The sequence below is a fragment of the Phaeobacter gallaeciensis genome, from assembly GCF_001678945.1.
GTDB lineage: Bacteria > Pseudomonadota > Alphaproteobacteria > Rhodobacterales > Rhodobacteraceae > Phycobacter > Phycobacter gallaeciensis_A.
In genome coordinates, this window is sequence record NZ_CP015124.1 from 1,393,208 (window position 1) to 1,417,174 (window position 23,967).

Sequence of the window (23,967 nt, forward strand, 5' to 3'; positions counted from 1 at the left end):
CCGTGCCCCCTTGTGCGCAAACCAGTTTTGCGAAAAATTAGGGTTAGAAAAACTAGGCCTTTTTTCATGAGCGTCTCTCCGCCCCGTCCCAGATCCCTGCCCCTGACCGCCTTGCGCGCCTTCGAGGCTGCTGCCCGGCTCGGTAGTTTTGCCGCCGCAGCGCAGGAGCTTGGCGTCACGCCAGGGGCGGTATCGGCGCATATCAAGACGCTGGAAGATGCGCTTGGGGCGCCGCTGTTTCATCGCCGGGCCAAGGCAGTGGAGCTGACCGCGCCGGGCGCGCGTGCCCTGCCCGAATTTACCGCCGCCTTTGATCAGCTGGCCAGGGCGGTGCAAACCCTGCGGGATGAAGCAGCCCCGGCGGTAGTGCATATCGCAACCCTACCCTCGGTCGCGCAGTTCTGGTTGTCCCCACGTTTGCCCGCCCTGCGGCAGGCCATGCCCGAGGTTGCCATTTCGGTCACCGCGCTGGAAACACCGCCCAACCTGAAACGCACGCCTTATGATCTGTGCCTGTTCTTCGACCCGTCGCAGGGGCAGCCAGTGGAACGAGATGTCATATTTCCAGTCTGTGCCCCCAATCTGGCCGCACAGCTTTCGCGGCCCGAGGATCTGCGAAATGTGCCCTGCCTGACTGACACCACATGGGACCGGGACTGGATGCATTGGCTGGCTGCAGTGGATCTCAGTGAGAAGGTGACGCCACGGGGACCGGTCTATTCGCTCTATGCCCTCGCGGTAGAGGAAACCCTGAACGGTGCCGGGGTGCTGATCGGCCACGCCGCCCTTTTGGCGCCTTTGCTGCAATCAGGACGGCTGGTTGCGCCCTTTGCCACCAAGGTTACACTGCCGGATGCCCTGCGCCTGTGGCGCCTGCCCGGCCGGGGCTCGGCAGCTGCAGTCAATCAGGTGGCGGAGTGGCTGAAAAGCAGCGCTGGAGAAGAGATCTTGCAAAGCTGACACGAAAAAGGGGCGGACAGATCTGCACCTGTTTCGCCCCTGTCCAATATGCACGCGTTGATTGCGCACAGCGTGGATCTCAGCCGAGGAAACCACCGTCACTATCGTCGCCCGCTTCTTCCAGCAGGCGCCCCATGTCGGGCACGGTCACGTGCCGCTTGCCTTCGAGCTCGATCACGCCGTCCTTTTTCAGCGCCGACATCTGGCGGCTGACGGTTTCAAGGGTCAGGCCAAGGTAGTCTGCCATTGCCTCCCGCGTGAGCGGCAGATCAAACACCATCCGATCCTTCGCTCCTGCGGGAGTCAGAGACGCATCCCGGCGGGCAATGATCGATAGCAGGCTGGCGATCTTTTCCCGGGCAGTCTTGCGGCCCAGTACCAGCATCCATTCCCGCGCGGCGTCCAGTTCATCCAGCGTCATTTCAAGCAGGCGGTGCGCGATATGTGGCGTACGCGCCATCAGTTCTTCAAAGGGTTTCTTGCGGAAACAGCACATCACCACTTCGGTTGTGGCGACCACGTTATAGGCCGCGCCATCGCGCCCGGGGCGTCCGACAAAATCGCTGGGCAGGAGAAGACCGACCATCTGGGTACGACCATCTTCCATTGTCTGGGTCAGGGTCGCGATGCCGGAAACCACCGAACCGACAAAATTCATCGAGTCGCCGGACCAGATAATCGGGCGCCCCGCCTCATAGGTCCGGTAGTATTTGATGGCATCCAACTCTTCCAATTCATCCGAATCGCAGCGCGCACAGACCGCGCGATGCCTGATCGGGCAATCACCACAGTTGAAAGATGAAATCGTGGGGGCTGTCATGGCGTGTCCCGCTTGATCTGGGTCAAAGTCTAGTTACTCGTACACGATTTACGATAGTCCGATGAAACAGAAATCACAATTGGCAAGCCTCGGATTATTCGATGCTAAAGTGCCGCGCTATACCAGCTACCCCACGGCGCCGCACTTTGCAGGCGGCGTAAATGCCAGTGTTTTCTCAGGCTGGCTAAGGGATATCGCGCCTGGCAGTCAGATCTCGCTTTATGTGCATGTGCCTTTCTGCCGCAGGCTGTGCTGGTTCTGCGCCTGCCGCACACAGGGAACCCAGTCGGACGCCCCGGTCAGGGCCTATCTCGACACGCTCAAGGCCGAAATCGCGCTGCTGAAATCGCACCTCCCCGAAGGTGTCAGCCTGTCCCGGCTGCATTGGGGCGGTGGCACACCGACGCTGCTATCAGCCGATATGATTCGTGAACTGGCCGCCGCGCAGGCCGATCTAGCGCCATGGGCCCTTGGCACCAAGTTTTCGGTCGAGATTGATCCAAACGAATGCGACGCGGCGCGGCTGGATGCCCTGGCCGAGGCAGGCATGAACCGGGCCTCGATCGGGGTGCAGGATTTCGACGCCACCATCCAGAACGCAATCGGGCGGCTGCAAAGCTATGAGTTGACGCATGAAACCTTCGAAATGCTGCGCGCGCGGGGGATCCACAGTATCAATGCTGACATCCTGTTCGGGCTGCCACATCAGACGCCGGAGCGGATCACCGACAGCGCGCAGAAACTGTTGTCCCTCTCACCGGATCGGGTCGCCCTGTTTGGATATGCGCATGTGCCCTGGATGGCGCGGCGCCAGACCATGATTCCTACTGATACCCTGCCGACGCCCGAAAATCGGCTGGATCTTTTTGATACCGCCCGGCGCCTGTTCCTGTGGGACGGCTACCGCGAGATTGGCATCGATCATTTTGCAAGGCCGGACGACAGTCTGATCAAGGCTCAGACCTCTGGGCGGCTCAAACGGAATTTCCAGGGCTATACCGAGGATCCCGCCGACGTTCTGATCGGCATCGGCGCCTCGGCAATCTCGCGGTTCCCGCAGGGCTACGCCCAGAACGCCCCCGGCACCGCGGACCACGCAAAGGCGATAGCGACAGGTCAGTTTGCAACCGCGCGCGGACATGTCTTTCAGGGAGAAGACAAGTTGCGGGGTCGCATGATCGAATCGCTGATGTGCGATTTCAGGATCAGCGCCGAAGATATTCTTGGCAAGTTTCAGATTTCGGCGCAATGGCTCCGGGATGTGCTGGAGCAAACAGCCCGCGCCTTTCCGAACATGGTGGAACTGTCGCAGGAAGGGCTGTCGATCCCGGAGCGCGCCCGCCCCCTGACCCGGATGATCGCACGTAGTCTGGACGCCTATGAGGTGAACCAGGCCGGGCACAGCTCCGCGATCTGATATCCCGTTTGATATCGCGCCGACGCCTCAAAAGGCCGCGCTGCCTGCCGCTGGCGAGTCAGCCGCTCAGCGCGTCGCCGCAAGAAGCTGGCGTGTGTACTCCTCCCGGGGGTTTTCAAACAGCGCGTCTGCCTCTCCGGCCTCCACCACGTCGCCCTGCTTCATCACAATCATTTTGTGCGACATGGCGCGCACGACGTTCAGATCGTGGGAAATAAACAGATAGGCCAGCCCATAGCGCGTCTGCAGATCGCGCAGCAGATCGACTATCTGCACCTGAACCGTCATGTCCAGCGCCGATGTCGGCTCATCCAGTACCACCAGCCGCGGCCGCAGCACCATGGCACGGGCAATGGCGATGCGTTGCCGCTGTCCGCCCGAAAACTCGTGCGGGTAGCGGTCCATCGCCGCCGGGTCCAGCCCGACCTCCAGCATCACCTCAGCCACCAACTCGCGGGTGTTGCGATGCTGATCGACCTTATGGATTGCCAGACCTTCGGAAATAATCTGTGCGCAGGTCATCCGGGGGCTGAGAGAACCGAATGGATCCTGAAACACGATCTGCATGTCCTTGCGCAGGCGCCGCAGATCCCGCGTTGACCATTGTCGAAGGTCATCGCCGCGAAATCGCACCTCACCCTCCGACGCAATCAGCCGCATGATGGCCAGTGCGAGGGTCGTCTTGCCAGAGCCGCTTTCCCCGACAATGCCAAGGGTTTCCCCTGCCCGGACGGAAATGGAGGTCGGATTGACAGCCTTCACATGGCCAACGGTACGCTTCAGCAAGCCCTTCTGGATCGGGAACCAGACCTTGAGATCCGAGGTGCGGACCAATTCCTCGGCGCCTTCGGGCACGGCGGCAGGTTGCCCGGAGGGCTCGGCCGCCAGCAATTTCTGCGTATAGGGATGCTGCGGGTTCGCAAAAATATCCTCGGCAGGACCGCTTTCGACGATCTCGCCGTCCTTCATCACGCAGACTCGGTCGGCAATGCGCCGCACGATGGCCAGATCATGGGTGATGAACAACAACCCCATGCCTTCGCTTTCCTTCAGCTCGGCCAGAAGTTCGAGAATCTGGGCCTGAATAGTGACATCCAGCGCCGTGGTCGGCTCATCCGCGATCAGGATCTCGGGCTTGTTGGCCAGCGCCATGGCGATCATCACCCGTTGCCGCTGCCCACCGGACAGCTCGTGCGGATAGGCGCCAAGACGGGTTTCCGGATCGCGGATACCGACCTTGATCAGCAGTTCCAGAATGCGGTCCCGCGCCGCCTGCCCCACCAGCCCCTGATGCAGGGCCAGCGATTCCGACAGTTGCTTTTCGATGGTATGCAACGGGTTGAGCGAGGTCATCGGCTCCTGAAAGATAAAGCTGATGTCGTTGCCACGCAGTTTCATCAGGTGCTTTTCGTCGGCGCCGACCATCTCTTCGCCGTTGTAGAGCACCGATCCGGTCACCGTGGCGCTATCACCGAGCAAGGACACGGTGGATAGAGCCGACACGGATTTTCCGGACCCGGATTCCCCCACCAGCGCCACTGTTTCGCCGCGCCCAACCGCAAAGGACACGCCTTTGACCGCTTCGGTCTCCTTGCCGTCTTGGCGGAAAGAAACACGCAGGCCTTTCACCTCCAGTATCGCAGTCATGAGAAGGTCTTTCTTGGGTCGAAGGCGTCGCGGATGCCTTCAAAGATAAAGACAAGAAGCGACAGCATGATTGCGAAGGTGAAGAAGGCGGTGAAGGCCAGCCAGGGCGCTTCAAGGTTCTGTTTCGCCTGCAGGGTCAACTCGCCCAGCGAAGGCGCCGAGGACGGCAGGCCAAAGCCGAGGAAATCGAGCCCCGCCAGCGAAGAGATAGTGCCGGTCACGATGAAGGGCATCATCGTCAGGGTCGCCACCATGGCATTCGGCAGCATGTGGCGGAACATAATGGTCATGTTGCCAACACCCAGCGCCTTGGCCGCGCGCACGTACTCCAGATTGCGCGCCCGCAGGAATTCAGCGCGCACCACCCCGACCAGCGCTGTCCAGCCAAAGAGGATCATCAGGAAGACCAGCAGCCAGAAACTGCGCCCCAGGATCGCGAACATGATGATGATCACATAAAGCGTTGGGGTCGAGCTCCAGATCTCGATAAAGCGCTGGAACAGAAGATCCAGCCAGCCGCCAAAATAGCCCTGCACGGCGCCTGCCGCGATGCCGAGAACGGTCGCCGCACCTGTCACGATCAGGGTAAAGACGATGGACAGGCGGAAGCCGTGGATGACCCGCGCCAGCACGTCCCGCTTGGTATCATCGGTGCCTAAGAGGTTCTGCCCGTTTGGCGGCAGCGGCGCGGCACCGGGCCGGTCCACCGTGGTGTTAAAGCTGTAGGGAATCGGCGGCCAGATGGTCCAGCCTTCGTGGAAATCTTCCCCTGCAAAGGTGCCAGCCGCGATCTGTTCCATGATCCCTTCAGGGTCATCAAAACAGTCCAGATTGCCGCCCGAGCGGATCAGGCATTCGACCTCGGGGTCCTTGTACACCGCCTCGGTCCTGAAATCGCCGCCAAAGGCGGTTTCGGGATAGAACTTGAAGATCGGCATGTGCAATTCGCCGCGATAACTGACCAGAATCGGTTTGTCGTTGGCGATGAACTCGGCAAACAACGACAGCACGAACAGCACCGAAAAGATCCAGAACGACCAGAAAGCCCGCTTGTTGCGGCGGAAATTGTTCCAGCGGCGCTGGTTGAGTGGGGACAATGCCATGGCTCAGCCCTCTCTCTTTTCAAAGTCGATGCGTGGGTCGACCAGCACATACATGATGTCCGACACGATCCCCACGACGAGGCTCATCAGGCCAAAGATGAACAGCGTGCCAAAGATCACCGGATAATCACGCGCCACGGCGGCCTCAAACCCGAGACGCCCCAGCCCGTCGAGCGAGAAGATCGTTTCGATGATCAGGCTGCCTGAGAAGAAGACGCCGATGAACACCGCCGGGAAGCCCGCGATCACGATCAGCATGGCATTGCGGAACACATGGCCATACAGAACCCGTCGTTCGCTCAGCCCCTTGGCCCGGGCTGTCATCACGTATTGTTTCTTGATCTCATCCAGGAAGGAGTTCTTGGTCAGCAGCGTCAGCGTCGCAAAAGCCCCGATGGTGGAGGCGATGACCGGCAGCGCGATGTGCCAGAAGTAATCCCCAATCTTGGCCAGCAGGCTTAGCTCCTCCCAGTTGTCCGAGGTCAGCCCCCGCAGCGGAAAGATCTGCCAATAAGAGCCACCGGCAAAGAGCACCAGCAATAGGATCGCGAACAGGAACGAGGGGATCGCATAGGCCGCGATAATCATGCCACTGGTCCAAGTATCGAAACGCGACCCGTCGCTCAGCGCCTTGCGGATGCCCATCGGGATCGAGATCATATAGGCGATCAAGGTCGACCACAGGCCCAGCGAAATCGACACCGGCATTTTCTCCATCACCAGTTCGGTGACATCGATCTTGCGGAAATAACTTTCGCCGAAATCGAACCGAAGATAGTTGCCGATCATCTGGATGAACCGCTCCAATGGCGGCTTGTCTAGACCGAATTGCGCGTTCAACTCTTCGATCAGCTCCGGCGGCAGGCCCTGACGACCCGCATAGTTGTCATTCGATCCAAGGGTTTCCGTGGCCCCCGCATCGCCGCCACCACCGGCAAAGCCTTCGAACACATCACCACTGCCCTGCATCTGGGCAATGATCTGTTCCACCGGCCCGCCCGGCACAAATTGCACCAGGGCAAAGTTGATCACCATGATCCCGAACAGGGTCGGGATCACCAGCAGGAAACGCCGCAGAATATAGGCTGCCATGGGACGGGCCTACCGCAACGCGCCAGAGGCCTTGAGAGCGGCCTCCTTTTCGGCGTTCACCCACCACAGATCCATCGTGCCCGGCGCATAGGGCGGCAGGTTTTCGGGGTATTCATACATGCTCCAGTAGGCGATCCAGTTCACGTCCAGATACCAAGTGGGAACCATGAACCGTTTAGCCCGCAGCACCCGGTCCAGCGCGCGGGCGCTGGCGTGGAGTTCCTCCTCGGTGGTGGCCTTGACGATATTGTCGATCAGCGCGTCCACTGCCGGATCGGCCAGCCCTGCGGGATTGAACACCGAATATTGGTGCGCCTCCGATCCGAATTGCTGATAAAGACCCGTCGAAGGTTCCAGCGACTTCGGATAGGCAAAGCTCACCATATCGAAATCCTTTTCCCGGCGACGGCTGGTGTATTGCGCGAAATCCACCCGGTTCAGCTTGGCATCGATCCCCATGGTGATGAGGTTCGCGACATAGGGCTGTACGATGCGTTCCAGCGTCGGGCTATCGAGCAGGAATTCGATCTGCATGACCTCGCCCGCCGCATTGCGGCGCACCCCGTCATCGCCAACGGCCCAGCCTGCCTCATCCAGCAGTTTCATCGCCCGGCGCAGATTGCGGCGGTCCGATGGACGTCCCGGTTTCGAAGCGTGTGCCATCACTGGTTCAGTGGTCAGGATGGTGGGGTCGATCTGGTCGCCCAGCGCCTCGAGCACTTCTTTTTCGCGCCCTTCTGGCAGGCCCTTGGCCTCTAGCGCACTGTCCTGCCAGAAGGAGGAGCGGTGCCGGAACAACCCGTATTGCAAGCTTTCGTTGGTCCATTCGAAGTTGAAGGCCAGTTGCACCGCTTCGCGCACGCGGATGTCCTGGAACACGGGACGCAGCAGGTTCATTACAAAACCATTGGCAGCAGGTACGTTACCGTCGGGGATTTCGTCCTTGATGACATCGCCGCGCGCAACCGCGTCAAACTCATAGGCGGTCGCCCAGCTTTTGGAACTGTTCTCGGGGCGCAGGGTGTAGACACCGGCCTTGAACCCTTCCATCGCCGCGATGGCATCGCCGAAATACTCGATCCGGATACTGTCGTAGTTGTGGCGGCCGACATTCACATTGAGATCGGCGCCCCAGTAATCCGGATTGCGGCTGTAGACGATACGCTGATTGATGTCGAAGCTGTCGAGAACATATGGCCCCGACCCGATTCCCGGATCCAGACGCGGCTCATCAAGACGGCGGTTTTCGGGATCGGCTTCGAACCAGGCCTTGGAGAAGACGGGCGTGCCTGCGACCTGCGAAATCATCGCGCGGCGCGGGAAATCGGGCGAGAAGTAGAATTTGACCCGGTGCGGGCCAAGCGCCTCGGCCTTGGGGATGCGTTTGCGCACTGCTTCGGCATAGGATTGCAGCCCCTGATCCAGCAGGATGTTATGGGAAAAGACCACGTCATCGGCGGTCACAGGCGATCCATCCGAAAACCGCGCTTCGGGGCGCAGGTTGAAGATCACCCAATCCTGGCTTTCGGGGTATTCCAGACTTTCCGCAATCAGCCCGTAATAGGAGCCCGGTTCGTCATAGGATTCGATCAACAGGCTTTCCAGATGGTAGGAGGACAGCGCCCCGCCCCGCCCCTTGCGGGTAAAGGGGTTCATGCTGTCAAAGGTACCGACGGCGGAAAAGGACAGTTCCCCGCCCTTGGGCGCCTCCGGGTTCACATAGTCGAAATGCGCGAATCCTGCGGGGTATTTCAGTTCACCGAATTCCGCGAACCCATGGCTTTTGATGATTGTCTCTTCGGCGCGGGCCGTTCCTGCCAGCACGGCGACCAGTGCCAGCATCGTCGCGCCCAGCACCAGCACGCTCTGCATCAGAAAACCAAGCTGCGCTGGCAGCCCCCCGCGCATGGTCTGCGTTCGGGCTGTTATCTGTTGTGATCTCATCTGCCTTAACCTCCGCTGTCCGGTGTTCAAGCGATCCGGATTTCTACCGTATTTCAAGCTAATGGCAGGCAGGCGCAACATTCAAGTTGTGATGCGGTCACTTTCGGGTTGGGCCAGGGCAATTTCCCATCCTTTTGCGGCACATATTCTCCGACAGGCCCCACAAAAAGCGAAAGGCCGCTGAGGATCAGCGGCCTTTCAAAACTCAAATCCGGTTCTGTACCAGCCGGAGCGACGGTTTAGTCGTCGAGGCTGTCCAGATAAGCGATCAGGTTCACGCGGTCCTTGACCTTTTTCAGGCCAGAGAAGCTCATCGTGGTGCCCGGCGCGTAGTCGGACGGTTTGATCAGGAATTCATTGAGGTTCTCAGCGGTCCATGCGCCTTCCATACCGGACAGGGCACCGGAGTAACCAAATCCTTCGGCGCTTGCCTTGGGACGGTCAACCACACCGTAGAGATAAGGACCGGTCGCATTGGCGCCAGCCTCAAGCTTGTGGCACGCGGAGCATTTCTTGAAAACCTTGGCGCCTTTGCCAACGTCAGCGGAGGCCATCAGCTCTTCAAAGCTGACTTCTTCCACTTCTTCTTCTGCACCACCTGCCTCTGCCACTTCAATCACGTAAGAAGCCTCGCCATGGGCCTCCACATGATACAGTTCCTCTGCGGCCCATTTGCCCAGGAGGAACACGAGGAACGCGCCGCAGAAGCCTGCAGTCGCTTTGGTAAGGGTCATCGTGTCAAACATGATCGCGAGTCCATTTCAGCTGTCTGGGAGGGTGTCTAAGGCTTCCCCTCTCAAGTGGCAAGGTGTAGACAGCGCGACGAAACGCCCGATTGTCCAAGTTTTGCAGGAAAGTCGCACTCATGACCGGAAAAATCGCCATTCAGGGGGAGCTTGGCTCTTACAGCCACGAAGCCTGCCGCAACGCGCGGCACGACATGGAAGTGTTACCCTGCCGCAATTTTGAGGACACGATCGCAGCAGTGACAAGCGGTCAGGCGGACCTCGCAATGCTGCCGGTGGAGAATTCGACCTATGGTCGGGTGGCCGATATTCACCGTCTGCTGCCGCACAGCGGCTTGCATATTGTCGACGAGGCATTTGTGCGGGTGCATATCAATCTTCTGGGCGTGCCCGGTGCCCGGCTGGAAGATATCCGCGAGGCGAAATCGCATCTGGTTCTTCTACCGCAATGCGGACAATTCCTGCGTAAACATGACATCACCGGCCGGGTCAGCCCCGACAACGCACGGGCCGCCCGCGATGTGGCGGAGGCAGGCGACAAACACGTTGCCGCCCTCGCCAGCGAGCTGGCCGGAGAGATCTACGGTCTGGATGTGCTGGCCCGCCATATCGAAGACAACGGCGACAACACCACGCGGTTCCTGATCATGTCACGCGAGCCAGATTACAGCCGTCGCGGTGCCCATGGCATGATCACCAGCTTCGTGTTCCAGGTGCGCAACATCCCCGCCGCGCTCTACAAGGCGATGGGTGGCTTTGCCACCAATGGAATCAACATGACCAAGCTGGAAAGCTATATGGTCGACGGCTCCTTCACGGCCACTCAGTTCTATGCCGATATCGAAGGCCATCCTGAGGATGAGAACGTACAGCTGGCGATGGACGAGCTGGCCTATTTTACCACCAACGTCGAGATCCTGGGCGTCTATCCCGCTGACAATGGCCGCTACTAACCTGTAATTCTGCGGGCATTAAGACAGCCCACGCCTTTCGGCGGGCTGGACCTGTATTTTAGGGAAAGGTGAGAGGTTGGACATCGACCCAAGCGGGGCTCGTTGTGGCTGCTTCCTTCCGGACCTGACCAGGTTGGCGAGGCGCTTGCCCGCGCCAACCTCTCGAATCCCGATATAGGCGGCTGCCGCAGCAATGACAAGGGGGCCTCCCCGATCCACCGCTCCGCAGTTCAGAGGGCAAGCATCAGTTTCAGAAAGCCTTTTGGTGTCATGCCGCAGTTGCGCACCTGCCCCTCCGGCAATTCATCCAGATACTGCACCGCCTCCGGGCTGGTATAGGCGGCAGCCTCGGCGTTGTTGAGCTCGGCAAACCGCCACGGATACTCTTCCTGCGCCAGTGGATCCTCAGGCAGGCGGCCCGCAACGTAGTCCCGGATCACATCCCGGATTCGCACCGGCGGCAGCGGGATGCTCTCGGCGTCTTTGACCATCTGAAAATTACCACCACCGCTGACCCGGTAACTGTTGACCACGACGGCAAAACGCTGCGCAGGGGCCACAGGCCGCCCATGCACGCGAAGACGTCGAATGCGCCCTGCCGCCGGGTTGATCCGCACGCCAGAGGAGGAAAACCGCGGCGGTGCCGAGAGATCTATTTCGTATTGCAGGCCAAAAAGAACGTCAAAATTATGCCCGGCACGGCTGGGATCAACCAGTTCCTGTTCGGTACTGCCTGGGCGGACTTGTTTGAACACACCCGCAGACATTTCCAGCCAGTCCAGCACTTGCGCGCCGGTCGCAACCACCAGCCTAAGCTCATTCGGGAAGATGTGAAGATCAGCGACGTTGCGCATACACAGATCGCCACGCCCGATGTCGGTATAATGCCCCGGCCCGGAGCGGCCACCGAATTTACCCGGCGCCGCCGCGGACAAGAGCGGCAGTTTGCCAACCTCAGTGCCTTCCAGCAGCGGCCTGACCGCTGCCGCCTGCGCTGCTGCTGCAAGTTCCAGCCCAAGATCGGGCCCAAAGAAAGTAAAGAAGGAGTGCAAAGGCACGTCACTGAAGCCAACTGGCTGACGCATCCGTTCGCGCGTTGAATCATGCGCGGGGCCAAGCGCGCGGGTCAGTTCAGCGTCCTCCTCGACCAGAGACATCAGATCGCCATTCTCTGCCCTGCTGCAGATGGGTTTGAGGCGGGCGTCCCAATTCTCCAGCCGCCACCCCTCCGGGCCGTGCGACACCTGCAGATCGATCTGCCCCAAGTGTGAGCCATGCGCACCCGGCATGACCACCGGCTTGGTGAAACTGTGCTCGGGATCTGGAAGGGTCTTGTGGGTGTGCCCGCCGATCACCGCATCGATTCCCGCCGTGGCCGCGATGGGAAGCAAGGCATTCTCCATGCCCGGCACCCTCTCCAGCCCTCCGACACCAGTATGCGCCAATGCGATCACGATATCGCATCCTTCCCGCCGCAGCGCGCTGGCAGCGGCGGCAGCCGCCTGCACCATGTCCGCAACCACGACCTGACCTTCCAGAAGATGCGCATCCCATGTTACCGTCTGCGGCGGCAGCACCGACAGGATCCCGATCCGCAGCGGCGGCGCACCAGCGCAGGCAGGCACCTCCCGCTCCAGAATGGTGGTGCGGGCGAAAGGTAGCTCCCGTCCCTCCTCCACGGCTGTCATATTCGAGCAAATCACCGGACAGGGTGCCTGCTCCAGCACCTGCTCAAGCGTCTCCAGACCGAAGTTGAAGTCGTGATTTCCAAGCCCGATGGCATCGTATTGCAACACGTTGAAGGCCTGCATCAGCGGATGCGGCACGATCGGGTCGTCAGAGGAAATCTCACCAATCGGCGCCCCTTGCAGCCCATCACCATTGTCCAAGAGCAGCACCGTGCCCCCTGCCTCCCGGACCTCTTGCCGCGCCTCTGCGATCAGGGACGCGACGCGGGACAGGCCGATGCTGGGGTCCGGCCGGTCGGCATAATAGTCGTAGCTGAGCAGATTGCTGTGCAGATCGGTGGTTGCCAACAAGCGCAGCACCCCCTTCCCCAATGGCAAGGATTGATCCGGTCCTGTCATATTGCTCTACCCGCAGCCTGCACGGCGTCTTCCGATCTACGTTTTTTTCTCACGTTCTGACACGAACGCGTTAACCCTTTGAAACAGCGTTTCCTTGATTTGCAAAGTCACCATTTTTGAGGATGTTAACGATTGTGGCGCTGATGCCGAAAATTTGACCGGTCTAACGCCAATATCCAGCGGCAGACCGGTGACCCGGCGTTAAACATCCGCTCACAACCATAAAAATGCATCGACCGCGCTACCCGAACAGGCTGGTCATTGCGCGGTTTTGCCGCCATCAATGCAGGAAATCGGGCCTTAACGCCGGATCCCCTGCCAAAAGAAGGACAACGATATGAAACGGGCCGAAGAGGTGACATTTGGCGGCAAGGGTGGCCTGGACCGCAGCGCGCATCTGCGTGCGGATGCCGAAGCGCTAGACGCTGCCTGGGGGGCACAGAATGCACAGGTGCTGATGATGTGGCGCGGTAAACCTCTTTGCCAGCGGTCAGATCCAGAGCGCGGACCGGACGCTCTTGCCTGGATCTCCACCACGCATCCGGTGGCAGCAGAGTGCCGCGACGCCGCTCTGTTTCTCGGCCTCCTGCCAGATCAAAGCCCAGCCTTCGCCTGCGACATCAGCAGTTGGCAGCCCGATGCGCTGGACGAGATGGCGCTGGCCAGTTTTGCCGATGTAACGGAGCAGCAGCACCCGGACCTGCCCTCCGGTTATGCTTTCGCCGAGCTGCGCAGGGTGATGACCCGGCTGACCCCGCTGGAGGCCGAGCTGGCCGCCACCGCCAAGGCGCTGTTTTCCTGGCATGGCTCGCATGGGTTCTGTGCCCGCTGTGGCCACCCCAGTGATATGGTTCAGGCAGGCTGGCAAAGAAATTGCCCCAGCTGCAAGGCGAGCCATTTCCCCCGCACCGATCCGGTTGTGATCATGCTGATCACCCATGGGGACGAAGTCCTGATGGGCCGCTCACCCGGCTGGCCAGAAGGTATGTACTCCCTGCTGGCCGGTTTCGTTGAACCCGGCGAAACGCTGGAGGCCGCCGTGCGGCGTGAAGTTCTGGAAGAATCCGGCGTGAAGGTCGGAGAGGTGGAGTACCTGTCCAGCCAGCCCTGGCCCTTTCCCATGTCGCTGATGTTCGGCTGCCACGGGATCGCGCTGGATCGCGAGCTGACCATCGACCCACATGAAATCGAGGACGCGATCTGGGTCAGCAAGCAGGACATGATGACCGCCTTTGCCGGAGAGCACCCGATCCTGAAGCCTGCCCGAAAAGGAGCAATTGCACATTTTCTGTTGCAGAACTGGCTTGCGGATACGCTGGATTAAAGGGAATATCGCGGCCACGCTGAGAATTGATCAATCAAAACAGGCAAGCAGGCGTCAGAGTCATGGATTTCACGAGTAAAGAAGATATCGATTCACCGATCGCCGACGTGTTTGAAGCCCTGTCGGACTTTGAAAGCTTTGAACGCTCGGCCATCCGGCGCGGCATCGACGTGCAACGGATCGGCGATATCAGCACGCCTGAAAACGGCCTCGCCTGGGATGCCAAATTCAGCTTTCGCGGCAAGGCGCGCGAGCTGCGCATTGCTCTCAAATCCTATGACCCCGTCACCCGCATTCTGCTGTCCGGCGACAGCAGCGGGCTGAACGGCGAAACCGAGATCGAACTGATGGCGCTGTCGCCGCGGCGCACCCGTGTAACAATTTCGCTCAACCTGACGGCCAAGACCCTGTCGGGGCGGTTGCTGCTGCAATCCTTCAAACTGGCGCGCGGTTCGCTCAATAAAAAATTCAAAGCGCGCGCGGCAGATTTCGCCCGGCTGACCGAAGAACGGTTGAACCGCACGGCCTGAGGGCACCGCATCCGCCTGCACAAATCAGCTAGCTTACCTGGCTTGCTGGTGTTGGCGCGGATTTCTCCGACTTTCACACAAGCGAATTGACGACTCGCCCTTCGACCCGCTACCCATTTCACAGATGGTTTCCGCGATCCGCCTTTGGCGGGTCCGGGATGAAAAGGGAACGTGGTGCGATCCGGCCTCTCTCGGCCAGAACAATTCCACGACTGCCCCCGCAACTGTAGGCGGAGAGCGACCCCGGAAGATCCACTGGGCGCAAGGCGACAGCCTGCGGCCGGGAAGGACCGGAGAAGCCCAGACCCGCAAGTCAGGAGACCTGCCATCGCACAACTCGAAACCGGGCGGGGTGTCCGGAGCGGGTGAGATGGCTCCTGCAGCGCGGCCCGTTCTGGCCGACAAGCATCCGGCCACATGTCTCTCCCCCTCTTTATGCCCCTGCCTTAGCGCGGAGGGCGCGATGATCTGGACGACAAAAACGCATGAACTTGCGGCAACAACCTGTCAACACACCGGGGCAAGCTGCCCGGCACTGGAACGGATGCTGGTGGCCCTGTGCGGGGCGCTCGATACCGCGCGGGATATGACCGAAGAGGATTTTGAAATCACCGGCGACAGCCTGCTCGATGGCTGCACCCGCCATTGCCCGGCGCGCTTTTTTGCCTCGCACGACAGGATCCGGGTGTTCTGCGAAGTGGACACCGCAGCAGAGCGCAGCGGTCTGGACCGTTTTGCCGACGCGCTGCTGTCCAGCGATGCAAAAGCGCAGCCCGCAGATCACCTGCCACATCGCCCCTGCTCCTTTGGAGAAGCCATCCCGCTCAGCGCGGCGTAGCGGCAGACCCAGCAAACAACAGGAGGGGCGTCGGTTTTATTCGGTGAATGCCGCGCCCTGTGAAGAAGGAAGCGGGATGACAGCCGGGCCCGCTCCGGCGGGCCGCCTTGGTCTCAGCGGCTGCGGGCCCAGGCCATCTGTGCCTCGGTCTCGACCGCGCAGGGGCGAGACATGCGCAGCCGGTTCAGCGCCGCCTCTGGCGCAACACCGCATTCGATCAACAGGCGCAGCACCACCATGCCGGAGCGCCCGCAGCCGCCCCGGCAATGCACCAGAACGCGGCCGCCACCGTTCAGCGCCTGGCGCGCCGAGGCGCTGACCCCGGGCCAGGCTTCGTTCACCTCCGGGCCGGGCACACCAAAATCCGCCACCGGCAGATGCACCCAGCGGCTTCCCATGCTCTGTAGATCAACCCCCAGCGTCGCGGCCCCGACAGAGACATGCTCGGCTTCGGTGGTCATGGAAATGACCAGACCGGGCTGCCAGTCGTGGATCAGCTCAAGATCCCCCTTGTAGTCGCCCCCGGCACCGGGCAGCGGGCAGATAGCAAGAATGCCATTGGCGGCGGACACCGCGTAGATCGTAAAGGGCTGCCCGGCCTGCAAGCCTGCCCCATCTGAACTCATCCCAGTCATCACACACTCTCCACCACATACAGGGAAAAACTCTGCCACCTGCCCTGCCGGACGGTCAACAGCGGTGGACGAAGCCCGCGGGCTTCCCTACCCTATGAGGCGGTCCCAATCCCATTCCGAATCCGGCACGAGACAGCATGAGCGACACCCCAACATCCGATCCTGAAACCCAAACCGCTGAGGTTCAGCACGCGGAGCAGCCGTCTGGCCAGTATCAGGTCCTCGCCCGCAAGTACCGGCCCGAAACCTTTGCGGATCTGGTTGGCCAGGACGCCATGGTGCGTACGCTGAAAAACGCCTTTGCCGCGAACCGGATCGCCCAGGCTTTCATCATGACCGGTATTCGCGGCACGGGTAAGACCACCACCGCCCGGATCATTGCCAAGGGGATGAACTGTATCGGCACCGATGGCACCGGCGGCCCCACCACCGAACCCTGCGGTCAGTGCGAGCATTGCCTCGCGATCATGGAAGGCCGCCACGTGGACGTGATGGAGATGGACGCCGCCAGCCGCACCGGCGTCGGCGACATCCGCGAAATCATCGATTCGGTGCAATACCGCGCGGCCTCAGCCCGCTATAAGATCTACATCATCGACGAGGTTCACATGCTGTCGACCAGCGCGTTCAACGCGCTGCTGAAAACGCTGGAGGAACCCCCCGCCCATGTGAAGTTCATCTTTGCCACCACCGAGATCCGCAAGGTTCCGGTGACGGTCCTGTCGCGCTGCCAGCGGTTCGATCTGCGCCGGATTGAGCCCGAGGTCATGATCGCCCTCCTGCGCAAGATCGCAACTGCCGAAAACGCCCAGATTGCCGAGGATGCGCTCGCTCTCATCACCCGCGCCGCCGAAGGTTCGGCCCGCGATGCAACCTCGCTGCTGGATCAGGCGATTTCCCACGGCGCGGGCGAGACCACCGCCGATCAGGTCCGCGCCATGCTGGGCCTTGCCGACCGGGGCCGGGTGCTGGATCTGATGGATATGATCCTGCGCGGCGATGCGGCTGCGGCGCTCAGCGAGCTCTCCTCGCAATATGCCGAAGGCGCCGATCCGCTGGCTGTTCTGCGCGATCTGGCCGAAATCACCCATTGGGTGTCGGTGGTAAAGATTACGCCAGACGCGGCAGAGGATCCGACCATCAGCCCGGATGAGCGCGCCCGCGGTCAACAGATGGCCGAAGCGCTGCCGATGCGGGTGTTGACCCGCATGTGGCAGATGCTGCTCAAGGCGCTGGAAGAGGTCGCCGCCGCCCCCAACGCCATGATGGCTGCCGAGATGGCGGTGATCCGCCTGACGCACGTGGCCGATCTGCCCAGTCCCGAGGAGTTGATCCGCAAGCTGCAGGATATGCCGCCCCCGCCGCCCGGCGGTGGTGGCGGAATGCCCATGCAAAGCATGGGCGCGCCTGCCGCGGGCGGGACATCGACTATCACCTCTGCTCCGCCGCAAGGCGCACCGGGCGGTGGACCGTCCGGCGGCATGACCATGTCGCACAGCCAAAGGCAGGGACAAGCCACTGCGCTGGCACCGGCCGCAGAAAAGGCCCTCGCCCGCTACCCGACCTTCGAGCATGTGGTGGAACTGATCCGCACCAACCGTGATGTGAAACTGCTGGTCGAGGTGGAAACAGGCGTGCGCCTCGTCGCTTACCAGCCGGGCCGGATCGAATTCACACCGCATGCGAATGCGCCCCGAGACCTTGCTGCGCGCCTTGGCACCGCCTTGCAAAACTGGACCGGCAGCCGCTGGGTCGTCACCATCGCACCCGACGGCGAGGCCCCGACGATCGCCGAAATCCGCGATGCCGCCGAAAACGCGCTGCGCACCAAGGCCAGCGAACACCCACTGGTACAGGCGGTGATCGACAGTTTCCCCAAGGCCCGGATCACCCGCATCCGTACCGCCGAGGAAATGGCCGCCGAGGTCGAGGCCGAAGCCCTGCCCGAGGTAGAAGACGAATGGGATCCGTTCGAAGACGGGTAGCGACTGGCCTGACGGTCCTCTTGTTCACCCTGCCAACAACCGCCTTCGCCAAAACCTGCCTTGCCACCGGCGATCTTTCCGACAGCGCGTGGGATGTGCTTTGGCGGATGTCGGCCACGCCTGCTGTATTGGCCCTCTTCGCTCTTGCCGGATTCGCGCTGTACAGCAGAAAGCGCGCCTCCTTTGCAATCGCAGGCGTTCTTTGGGGCATGCTGGCGTTCGCGATTGCCGTGGATAATCATGAGCTTTTCTTTGATGATAAGAGTGCCTTGGGCATAATCGAAGACTGCACTGCCTCCCCCCACTTGTTCATCGCGCTTGCAATTGCGATATGTTCGGGGATGACTTACGGCGCCCTGCGCCCCCGCACTTAGGAGAAACACCATGCTCAAAGGCCTCGGCGGTCTTGGCGATATGGCCAAGATGATGAAATCGGCACAGGAACTGCAAACCAAGATGGCGCAGATGCAGGAAGACCTGCACAACGTCATGGTCACCGGCGAAGCAGGCGCGGGCCTGGTCAAGGCCACCGCCTCGGCCAAGGGCGACCTCAAGGCGCTGGATATCGACCCGTCCATCTTCAATGGCGATGACAAGGAAATGGTCGAGGACCTGATCCTGGCCGCCATCAAGGACGCACAGTCCAAGGCAGCCGAAAAAGCGCAGGAAGAGATGACCAACCTCACGGAAAGCATGGGCCTTCCCAAGGATATCAAGCTGCCTTTCTGATCCGGAGGCGCAACTGAAAAGTTCCGAAAAGGCGGCCTTGGCCGCCTTTTTCATGTCTCACGGGCATACGCCCTTTGCCCAATCTGGCGCGCAGGCGCTGCCCAGACAAACCCTGAACATCCGTCGCCTCTCCCCTTGCCATTGCCCGCCGTGATGCGTCTATATGGGCTGACACTCCAAAGGCCGCCTCCATGCAAGACCGCTCTACCAGCGACATCGAAACCCTCATCGATCTGATGGCAAAACTGCCCGGCATGGGGCCGCGTTCGGCCCGGCGGGCGGTGTTGCACCTGATCCGCAAACGCGCGCTTTTGCTGACACCGCTGTCGGACATGATGACCCGCGTCGCCACCACCGCCCGCGAATGCCTCAACTGCGGCAACGTGGGGACCGAGGATATCTGCGAGATCTGCGACAGTGAAGCCCGCGCCAATGGCGAGATCTGCGTCGTCGAAAGCGTCTCGGATCTCTGGGCGATGGAGCGCGCAGGCGTTTTCAAGGGACGCTATCACGTGCTTGGCGGCACCCTCTCGGCGCTGGATGCCATCGGTCCCGAAGACCTGCGCATTCCCCGATTGGTCGACCGGGTCGGCAGCGAGGCAGTGAGCGAGGTGATCTTGGCGCTGAATGCCACCATCGACGGGCAGACCACGGCCCATTACATCGCCGACCAGCTGAGCGGTCAGGTGAAACTTACCTCGCTCGCGCAGGGTGTACCCATCGGCGGCGAGCTGGATTACCTCGACGACGGTACCATCAGCGCCGCGCTGAAGGCCCGGAAGGAACTCTGACCGCGAAACGGGGGAAGGACGCCATGCCAACAGCCCTGCACCGCCCGGTTCTGACGGCTGCCAGCCTATACTTCGCGGCCGTGTTCTTCTGCGGATTTGTTCTGGGCAGCCTGCGGATCTTCGTGCTGCTGCCCCTGATGGATGAACTCTGGGCGGTCTGCCTTGAACTGCCCATCATGCTCACCCTCAGCTGGCTGATCGCCCGGCACCTGACCCGGAATCGCAAGGATCTGTATCCTGCCGCCGCGCGCCTGTGGATGGGAATCTGGGCCTTCGGGCTGCTGATGGTCGCGGAATATGTACTCGCCACCAACCTGATGGGCGCGCGCCCCAGCAGCTACTTCAGCCACTGGGCCACCCCTGCCGGGGCGATCGGGTTGGCAGGGCAAATCGCATTTGCCCTGATCCCGTTTGTGCAACGGATAACCCGTTCTTAGCTGAAGAAGGTCTGGAAGGCGGCAATCGCGCCGTTGAGGCCCTCATCGGTGACATCCTTGTGCAGCACCAGCCGGATCGGCCCGCTGTCCCCTGCCCCGATCACCACGCCTGCCTTGGCCAGATGCGCCTGCAGGGCTGCGTTCTGCCCCTCTGCCGGGGTGAAGAACACCATGTTCGTGGCTTGCGTGACCTCTCCGGCGCCCAGAGCGCGCAAGGCATCTGCCAGCGTAGCGGCCCGGGCGTGATCCTCGGCCAGACGGTCGACGTTCTGCTCCAGCGCCATCAGACCTGCCGCAGCCAGCACCCCGGACTGGCGCATGCCGCCGCCCAGCATCTTGCGCCAGCGCCGGGCGCGGGCAATCAGATCGGACGGACCGACCAAAACCGATCCCGCAGGCGCGCCCAAACCCTTGGACAGGCAGATCGACACGGTATCGAACAGCACCGCCAGATGCGGTGCAGAGCAGCCCAGCTCGGTGATGGCGTTGAAAAAACGCGCCCCGTCCAGATGCAGCGACAGCCCCGCAGCCCGGCCCGCATCGGTCATCGCGCGCATGTCCTCCAGCGAAATGGCCTGTCCGTTGTGGGTGTTCTCCAAGGACAGCAGGCGGCTGATCGGCATATGGGAATCATCCGGTTTGACCGCTGCCGCGATCGCTGCGGGATCAAGTCCACCGCCGGGCTGCACCTCCAGCGGGTAGAGCGCGCTGCCGCCCAGCACCGAAGCGCCGGCCGCCTCGTATTTGAAGACGTGGTAGTCGCGGCCGGTGATGATTTCCTCTCCGCGGCCGCAATGAGACAGGAGCGCGGTCAGGTTGCTCTGGGTGCCGGTCGGCAGGAACAGGCCCGCTTCCTTGCCCAGACGCTCGGCCAGGGTGGCCTCCAGCTGGTTGACCTGCGGATCCTCGCCATAGACATCATCGCCCACCTCGGCCGCCGCCATCGCCTGACGCATCGCGTCGTCGGGGCGGGTGACTGTGTCGCTGCGCAGATCGCACAGCACCCCTGCACCGGTTTCGGTCTGCGTCATTCCTGCATATTGGCTCATGATGATCTCTCCAGTCGATTTTGCGCAACGCTAGCCGCAAGAGGTCGGCACGAAAACCCCCAAGTCGCGGGTAGATAACAACCTTCTGTGTCCCGCCCCTGCCCTGATCCGGCAAAGTGACCCCACGGTCAAATTGACAGCCGCCCCCGGCGAACGTTTGACTTAGAACAGCATCAGCGATCAGGGAGGGGTACTGGTGACACTCATAAAGGCCGAAAGCGCCGCAATCGTCGCCGAAGTCCATGTCACACCGGGTCAGGAAGTGGCCGCAGGCACGGTGTTGCTGGCCACCGAACTGATGAAAATGCGCCATGAAATCCGCGCCGAGCAGAGCGGGATTGTCACTGCCGTTCATGTGACCGCCGGACAAGAGCTGCAGGGCGGTGAAACGCTGATTACATTGGAACCCGGCAGCGTGTCCGTTGAGGAGGTCGCAACCGACGATACCGCCCGTCCTGATCTGGAGGAATATGCGGCCCGCATGGCGCTGCTGGACGATGCCGCCCGCCCCGAGGCCGTCGCCAAACGTCACGCGCTGGGAGGCCGCACCGCAAGGGAGAACATCAACGATCTGTTCGATGCAGGCAGTTTCACCGAATATGGCGCCCTTGCTGTGGCGGCCCAACGCGGCAAGCGGGCGCTGCCCGATCTGCAGGCGCGCACGCAGGGCGACGGTATCATCTGCGGAATCGGCACGGTTTCTGGGCGTACGGTGGCTGCCATGGCGGTAGATTACATGGTTCTGGCAGGCACACAGGGTTTCAACCACCACCGTAAGATGGACCGCCTGATCGAGGTCGCCAGCCGCGACCGGCTGCCCATCGTCCTCTTTGCCGAAGGCGGCGGCGGGAGACCCAACGACGGCGACACCGCCCTGATCATGGCCGCTTGGTTGAATGTCACCTCCTTCCGCCATTTCGCCGCCTACAAGGGGCCAAAGATCGGCATCGTGTCGGGCTATTGTTTCGCCGGAAACGCGGCGCTTTATGGGGTTTGCGACGTGCGGATCGCCACCCGCAATAGCTGGACCGGAATGGGCGGCCCGGCGATGATCGAAGGCGGCGGGCTGGGTGTTGTCGCCCCAAAGGAGATCGGCCCCAGCGACGTTCAGGCGAGCACCGGGCTGATCGATATTCTGACCGAGGATGAAACCGAAGCCGTAGAGGCCGCGAAACGGCTGCTGGGCCTTGAGGCCGCACAGACGCCGCCGCCCGATGCCCCGAAAGAAACCCCGGACCTGCGCAGTATCGTACCCGTGGACCGCACCCGCGCCTATGACATGCGCGCAGCCATCGACGGGCTGGCCGACAGCGGCACATTTCAGGAGCTTCGCCGCGGGTTTGGCGCGGGCATGATCACCGGCTTTGCCCGGATCAGGGGGCGTGCGGTGGGGCTGCTGGCGAACAACCCGCTGCACCTTGGCGGCGCCATCGATGCCGAGGCCGGTGACAAGGGCGCGCGTTTCCTGCAGCTCTGCGATGCCTGGGGCCTGCCGGTCATCACCCTATGCGACACGCCGGGCTTCATGGTTGGCCCCGAGGTCGAGAAAACCGGACAGGTGGCGCATATCTCCCGGCTGTTTCTGGCCGGAGCCCATTTCAGCCAGCCGCTGGTGACGCTGATCCTGCGCAAGGCCTATGGTCTGGGCGCGATGGCGATGGCGGGCGGCGGGCTGGATCGTCCGCATTTCTGCTGTGCCTGGCCCACCGGAGAGGTCGGCGCCATGGGGTTGGAGGGCGCGGTCAGGCTGGGACACCGCGACCATCTGGTGGCCATCGAAGACCCGGCAGAGCGGGAAGCAGAATATCAGCGCCTCGTCGCTGCCCTTTATGAGCGGGGAAAAGCGTTGAATGCCGCCAGCCTCTTAGAATTCGACGCGGTCATCGACCCGGCAGAGACCCGCACCGCGCTGCACCGCGCACTGGAAAGCGCAGGTCCCGCGACCCCCGGTCCCCGCTACGCCGACGCCTGGTAGGGCCGCCAGAAAAGAAAAAGCCACGCCCGGATCAGGGCATGGCTTTCTTGTTCGGTGGACCGTCTTGGCCCTGGTGTCTCAGCGCTTCAGAAGCGGGGATCGTTCCCGTCTTCGTCCTCATCGTCCTCGTCACCGCCCGAGGGCAGGTTGAAGAAGCTGTCCGCATCGGGTAGCGGTTCTTCGGACGGGGTGCTTTCGGCGGAGCCGCCACCCAGAGTGAAGGTTTCCAGACCTTCGATGGCCGAGGGGATCTTCGGCTCGGCATCCATCTCCAGCGATTGCTCGGTCGACACCAGCTTGCGGCGTTCGTCGTCGCTCATCACGCCGCCTTCGGCAGCCCGTTTTGCGGCGGCTTTTTGCACGGCAGAGTCCAGTTCGGACTGTTTGCACAGGCCCAGCGCAACCGGGTCGATCGGCTGCATGTTGGCGATGTTCCAGTGAGTGCGCTCGCGGATCGACTGGATGGTCGGCTTGGTGGTGCCCACCAGTTTGGCAATCTGACCGTCAGACAGTTCCGGGTGGAACTTCACCAGCCACAGGATCGAGTTCGGACGGTCCTGACGCTTGGACAGCGGCGTGTAGCGCGGTCCGCGGCGTTTTTCCTCGCCAGCAGCGGCCGGGTTGAACTTGAGCTTCAGCTTGTGCAGCGGATTGGCCTCGGCCTTGTCGATCTCATCCTGCGTCAGCTGGTTGTTTGCAACCGGATCAAAGCCTTTGACGCCGGCGGCGACGTCACCGTCGGCAATGCCCTGGATCTCCAGCTCGTGCATGCCAACGAAATCGGCGATCTGCTTGAAGCTGATCGTGGTATTGTCCACCAGCCACACGGCGGTCGCTTTGGTCATCAACGGTTTTGCCATGCGCTTATCTCCTTAAAACACGTTTGCCCCACGAACATCTACGTA

The 23,967-nt window shown here is 61.6% G+C and carries 22 protein-coding genes, 1 other RNA gene and 1 riboswitch; of the genes, 12 read left to right on the top strand and 11 right to left on the bottom strand.

Translation table 11 applies throughout. The features are described from left to right. Positions 1–66 precede the first annotated feature (66 nt). Entirely contained in the window at positions 67–960 is an 894-nt protein-coding gene (locus JL2886_RS06615) for a LysR family transcriptional regulator (protein ID WP_065271285.1), read from the top strand. A 79-nt stretch (positions 961–1,039) separates the two neighbouring features. Here JL2886_RS06615 and fnrL read toward each other — a convergent pair whose 3' ends face one another. Then, complete coding sequence (gene fnrL, locus JL2886_RS06620) at positions 1,040–1,780, bottom strand: transcriptional regulator FnrL (protein WP_065271286.1); 741 nt, start codon at positions 1,778–1,780, stop codon at positions 1,040–1,042. Between the two features lie 61 nt (positions 1,781–1,841). Between fnrL and hemN the strand changes: the two genes are divergently transcribed. Then, positions 1,842–3,197, top strand: a complete 1,356-nt coding sequence (gene hemN / locus JL2886_RS06625; protein ID WP_065271287.1) for an oxygen-independent coproporphyrinogen III oxidase — start codon at positions 1,842–1,844, stop codon at positions 3,195–3,197. A gap of 66 nt (positions 3,198–3,263) precedes the next feature. Here the strand turns inward: hemN and JL2886_RS06630 are convergent, their stop codons facing one another. The 5 genes from JL2886_RS06630 to JL2886_RS06650 form a co-directional block, all read right to left on the bottom strand. Next, positions 3,264–4,844 carry an ABC transporter ATP-binding protein gene (locus JL2886_RS06630; protein ID WP_065271288.1) on the bottom strand — a complete coding sequence of 527 codons (1,581 nt, stop codon included), beginning with the start codon at positions 4,842–4,844 and terminating at the stop codon, positions 3,264–3,266. Continuing rightward, entirely contained in the window at positions 4,841–5,947 is a 1,107-nt protein-coding gene (locus tag JL2886_RS06635; protein ID WP_065271289.1) for an ABC transporter permease, read from the bottom strand. The genes JL2886_RS06630 and JL2886_RS06635 overlap by 4 nt, the downstream gene beginning before the upstream one ends. A 3-nt stretch (positions 5,948–5,950) precedes the next feature. Next, a complete protein-coding gene (locus JL2886_RS06640) occupies positions 5,951–7,039 on the bottom strand; it encodes a microcin C ABC transporter permease YejB (protein ID WP_065271290.1) in 1,089 nt (362 codons plus the stop codon). Positions 7,040–7,048: 9 nt separating this feature from the next. Next, positions 7,049–8,947, bottom strand: coding sequence for an extracellular solute-binding protein (locus JL2886_RS06645; RefSeq protein ID WP_065271291.1), 1,899 nt, complete (start codon positions 8,945–8,947; stop codon positions 7,049–7,051). A 275-nt stretch (positions 8,948–9,222) separates the two neighbouring features. Then, a complete protein-coding gene (locus JL2886_RS06650; RefSeq protein WP_065271292.1) occupies positions 9,223–9,729 on the bottom strand; it encodes a c-type cytochrome in 507 nt (168 codons plus the stop codon). A gap of 119 nt (positions 9,730–9,848) precedes the next feature. Between JL2886_RS06650 and JL2886_RS06655 the strand changes: the two genes are divergently transcribed. After that, the gene (locus tag JL2886_RS06655; protein WP_065271293.1) at positions 9,849–10,682 is read left to right on the top strand and encodes a prephenate dehydratase; all 834 of its coding nucleotides are present in this window, start codon (positions 9,849–9,851) and stop codon (positions 10,680–10,682) included. Between the two features lie 66 nt (positions 10,683–10,748). Here JL2886_RS06655 and ffs read toward each other — a convergent pair. Next, an RNA gene (gene ffs / locus JL2886_RS06660) (signal recognition particle sRNA small type) lies at positions 10,749–10,847 on the bottom strand. A gap of 65 nt (positions 10,848–10,912) precedes the next feature. Further along, positions 10,913–12,769 carry a 5'-nucleotidase C-terminal domain-containing protein gene (locus tag JL2886_RS06665; RefSeq protein ID WP_065271294.1) on the bottom strand — a complete coding sequence of 619 codons (1,857 nt, stop codon included), beginning with the start codon at positions 12,767–12,769 and terminating at the stop codon, positions 10,913–10,915. Positions 12,770–13,106: 337 nt separating this feature from the next. Between JL2886_RS06665 and nudC the strand changes: the two genes are divergently transcribed. The 3 genes from nudC to JL2886_RS06680 all read left to right on the top strand — a co-directional run bounded on the left by nudC (position 13,107) and on the right by JL2886_RS06680 (position 15,461). Further along, on the top strand, positions 13,107–14,093 hold the full coding sequence (nudC, locus tag JL2886_RS06670; protein ID WP_065271295.1) for an NAD(+) diphosphatase: 987 nt from the start codon (positions 13,107–13,109) through the stop codon (positions 14,091–14,093). 62 nt (positions 14,094–14,155) lie between these two features. Next, positions 14,156–14,623: an SRPBCC family protein gene (locus tag JL2886_RS06675; RefSeq protein ID WP_065271296.1), complete on the top strand. Its 468-nt coding sequence runs from the start codon at positions 14,156–14,158 to the stop codon at positions 14,621–14,623. A 108-nt stretch (positions 14,624–14,731) separates the two neighbouring features. Beyond that, positions 14,732–14,968: riboswitch (cobalamin riboswitch) on the top strand. A gap of 118 nt (positions 14,969–15,086) precedes the next feature. Further along, complete coding sequence (locus JL2886_RS06680) at positions 15,087–15,461, top strand: hypothetical protein (RefSeq protein WP_065271297.1); 375 nt, start codon at positions 15,087–15,089, stop codon at positions 15,459–15,461. Between the two features lie 113 nt (positions 15,462–15,574). On the opposite strand, the gene JL2886_RS06685 is transcribed toward JL2886_RS06680, so the two are convergent. Next, positions 15,575–16,096 (bottom strand): protein-tyrosine phosphatase family protein, encoded by a 522-nt coding sequence (locus tag JL2886_RS06685; protein ID WP_065271298.1) that lies wholly within the window; start codon positions 16,094–16,096, stop codon positions 15,575–15,577. Positions 16,097–16,233: 137 nt separating this feature from the next. On the opposite strand from JL2886_RS06685, the gene JL2886_RS06690 reads away from it, so the two are divergent. The 5 genes from JL2886_RS06690 to JL2886_RS06710 all read left to right on the top strand — a co-directional run bounded on the left by JL2886_RS06690 (position 16,234) and on the right by JL2886_RS06710 (position 20,038). Beyond that, positions 16,234–18,081, top strand: coding sequence for a DNA polymerase III subunit gamma/tau (locus tag JL2886_RS06690; RefSeq protein ID WP_065271299.1), 1,848 nt, complete (start codon positions 16,234–16,236; stop codon positions 18,079–18,081). Positions 18,082–18,101: 20 nt separating this feature from the next. Further along, the gene (locus JL2886_RS06695; protein ID WP_237028434.1) at positions 18,102–18,455 is read left to right on the top strand and encodes a hypothetical protein; all 354 of its coding nucleotides are present in this window, start codon (positions 18,102–18,104) and stop codon (positions 18,453–18,455) included. 10 nt (positions 18,456–18,465) lie between these two features. Further along, a complete protein-coding gene (locus JL2886_RS06700; protein ID WP_065271301.1) occupies positions 18,466–18,810 on the top strand; it encodes a YbaB/EbfC family nucleoid-associated protein in 345 nt (114 codons plus the stop codon). Positions 18,811–19,001: 191 nt separating this feature from the next. Then, positions 19,002–19,601 carry a recombination mediator RecR gene (recR, locus tag JL2886_RS06705; protein WP_065271302.1) on the top strand — a complete coding sequence of 200 codons (600 nt, stop codon included), beginning with the start codon at positions 19,002–19,004 and terminating at the stop codon, positions 19,599–19,601. Positions 19,602–19,624: 23 nt separating this feature from the next. Next, positions 19,625–20,038: a hypothetical protein gene (locus tag JL2886_RS06710; protein WP_065271303.1), complete on the top strand. Its 414-nt coding sequence runs from the start codon at positions 19,625–19,627 to the stop codon at positions 20,036–20,038. Here JL2886_RS06710 and ltaE read toward each other — a convergent pair. Continuing rightward, positions 20,035–21,087 (bottom strand): low-specificity L-threonine aldolase, encoded by a 1,053-nt coding sequence (gene ltaE, locus JL2886_RS06715; RefSeq protein WP_082996028.1) that lies wholly within the window; start codon positions 21,085–21,087, stop codon positions 20,035–20,037. The two genes, JL2886_RS06710 and ltaE, sit on opposite strands and share 4 nt — an antisense overlap. A 196-nt stretch (positions 21,088–21,283) precedes the next feature. Here ltaE and JL2886_RS06720 point away from each other — a divergent pair, with 196 nt between their 5' ends. After that, positions 21,284–23,062 carry a carboxyl transferase domain-containing protein gene (locus tag JL2886_RS06720; protein ID WP_065271305.1) on the top strand — a complete coding sequence of 593 codons (1,779 nt, stop codon included), beginning with the start codon at positions 21,284–21,286 and terminating at the stop codon, positions 23,060–23,062. Between the two features lie 86 nt (positions 23,063–23,148). Here the strand turns inward: JL2886_RS06720 and JL2886_RS06725 are convergent, their stop codons facing one another. Further along, entirely contained in the window at positions 23,149–23,922 is a 774-nt protein-coding gene (locus JL2886_RS06725) for a DUF1013 domain-containing protein (protein ID WP_065271306.1), read from the bottom strand. Between the last annotated feature and the right edge of the window lie 45 nt (positions 23,923–23,967).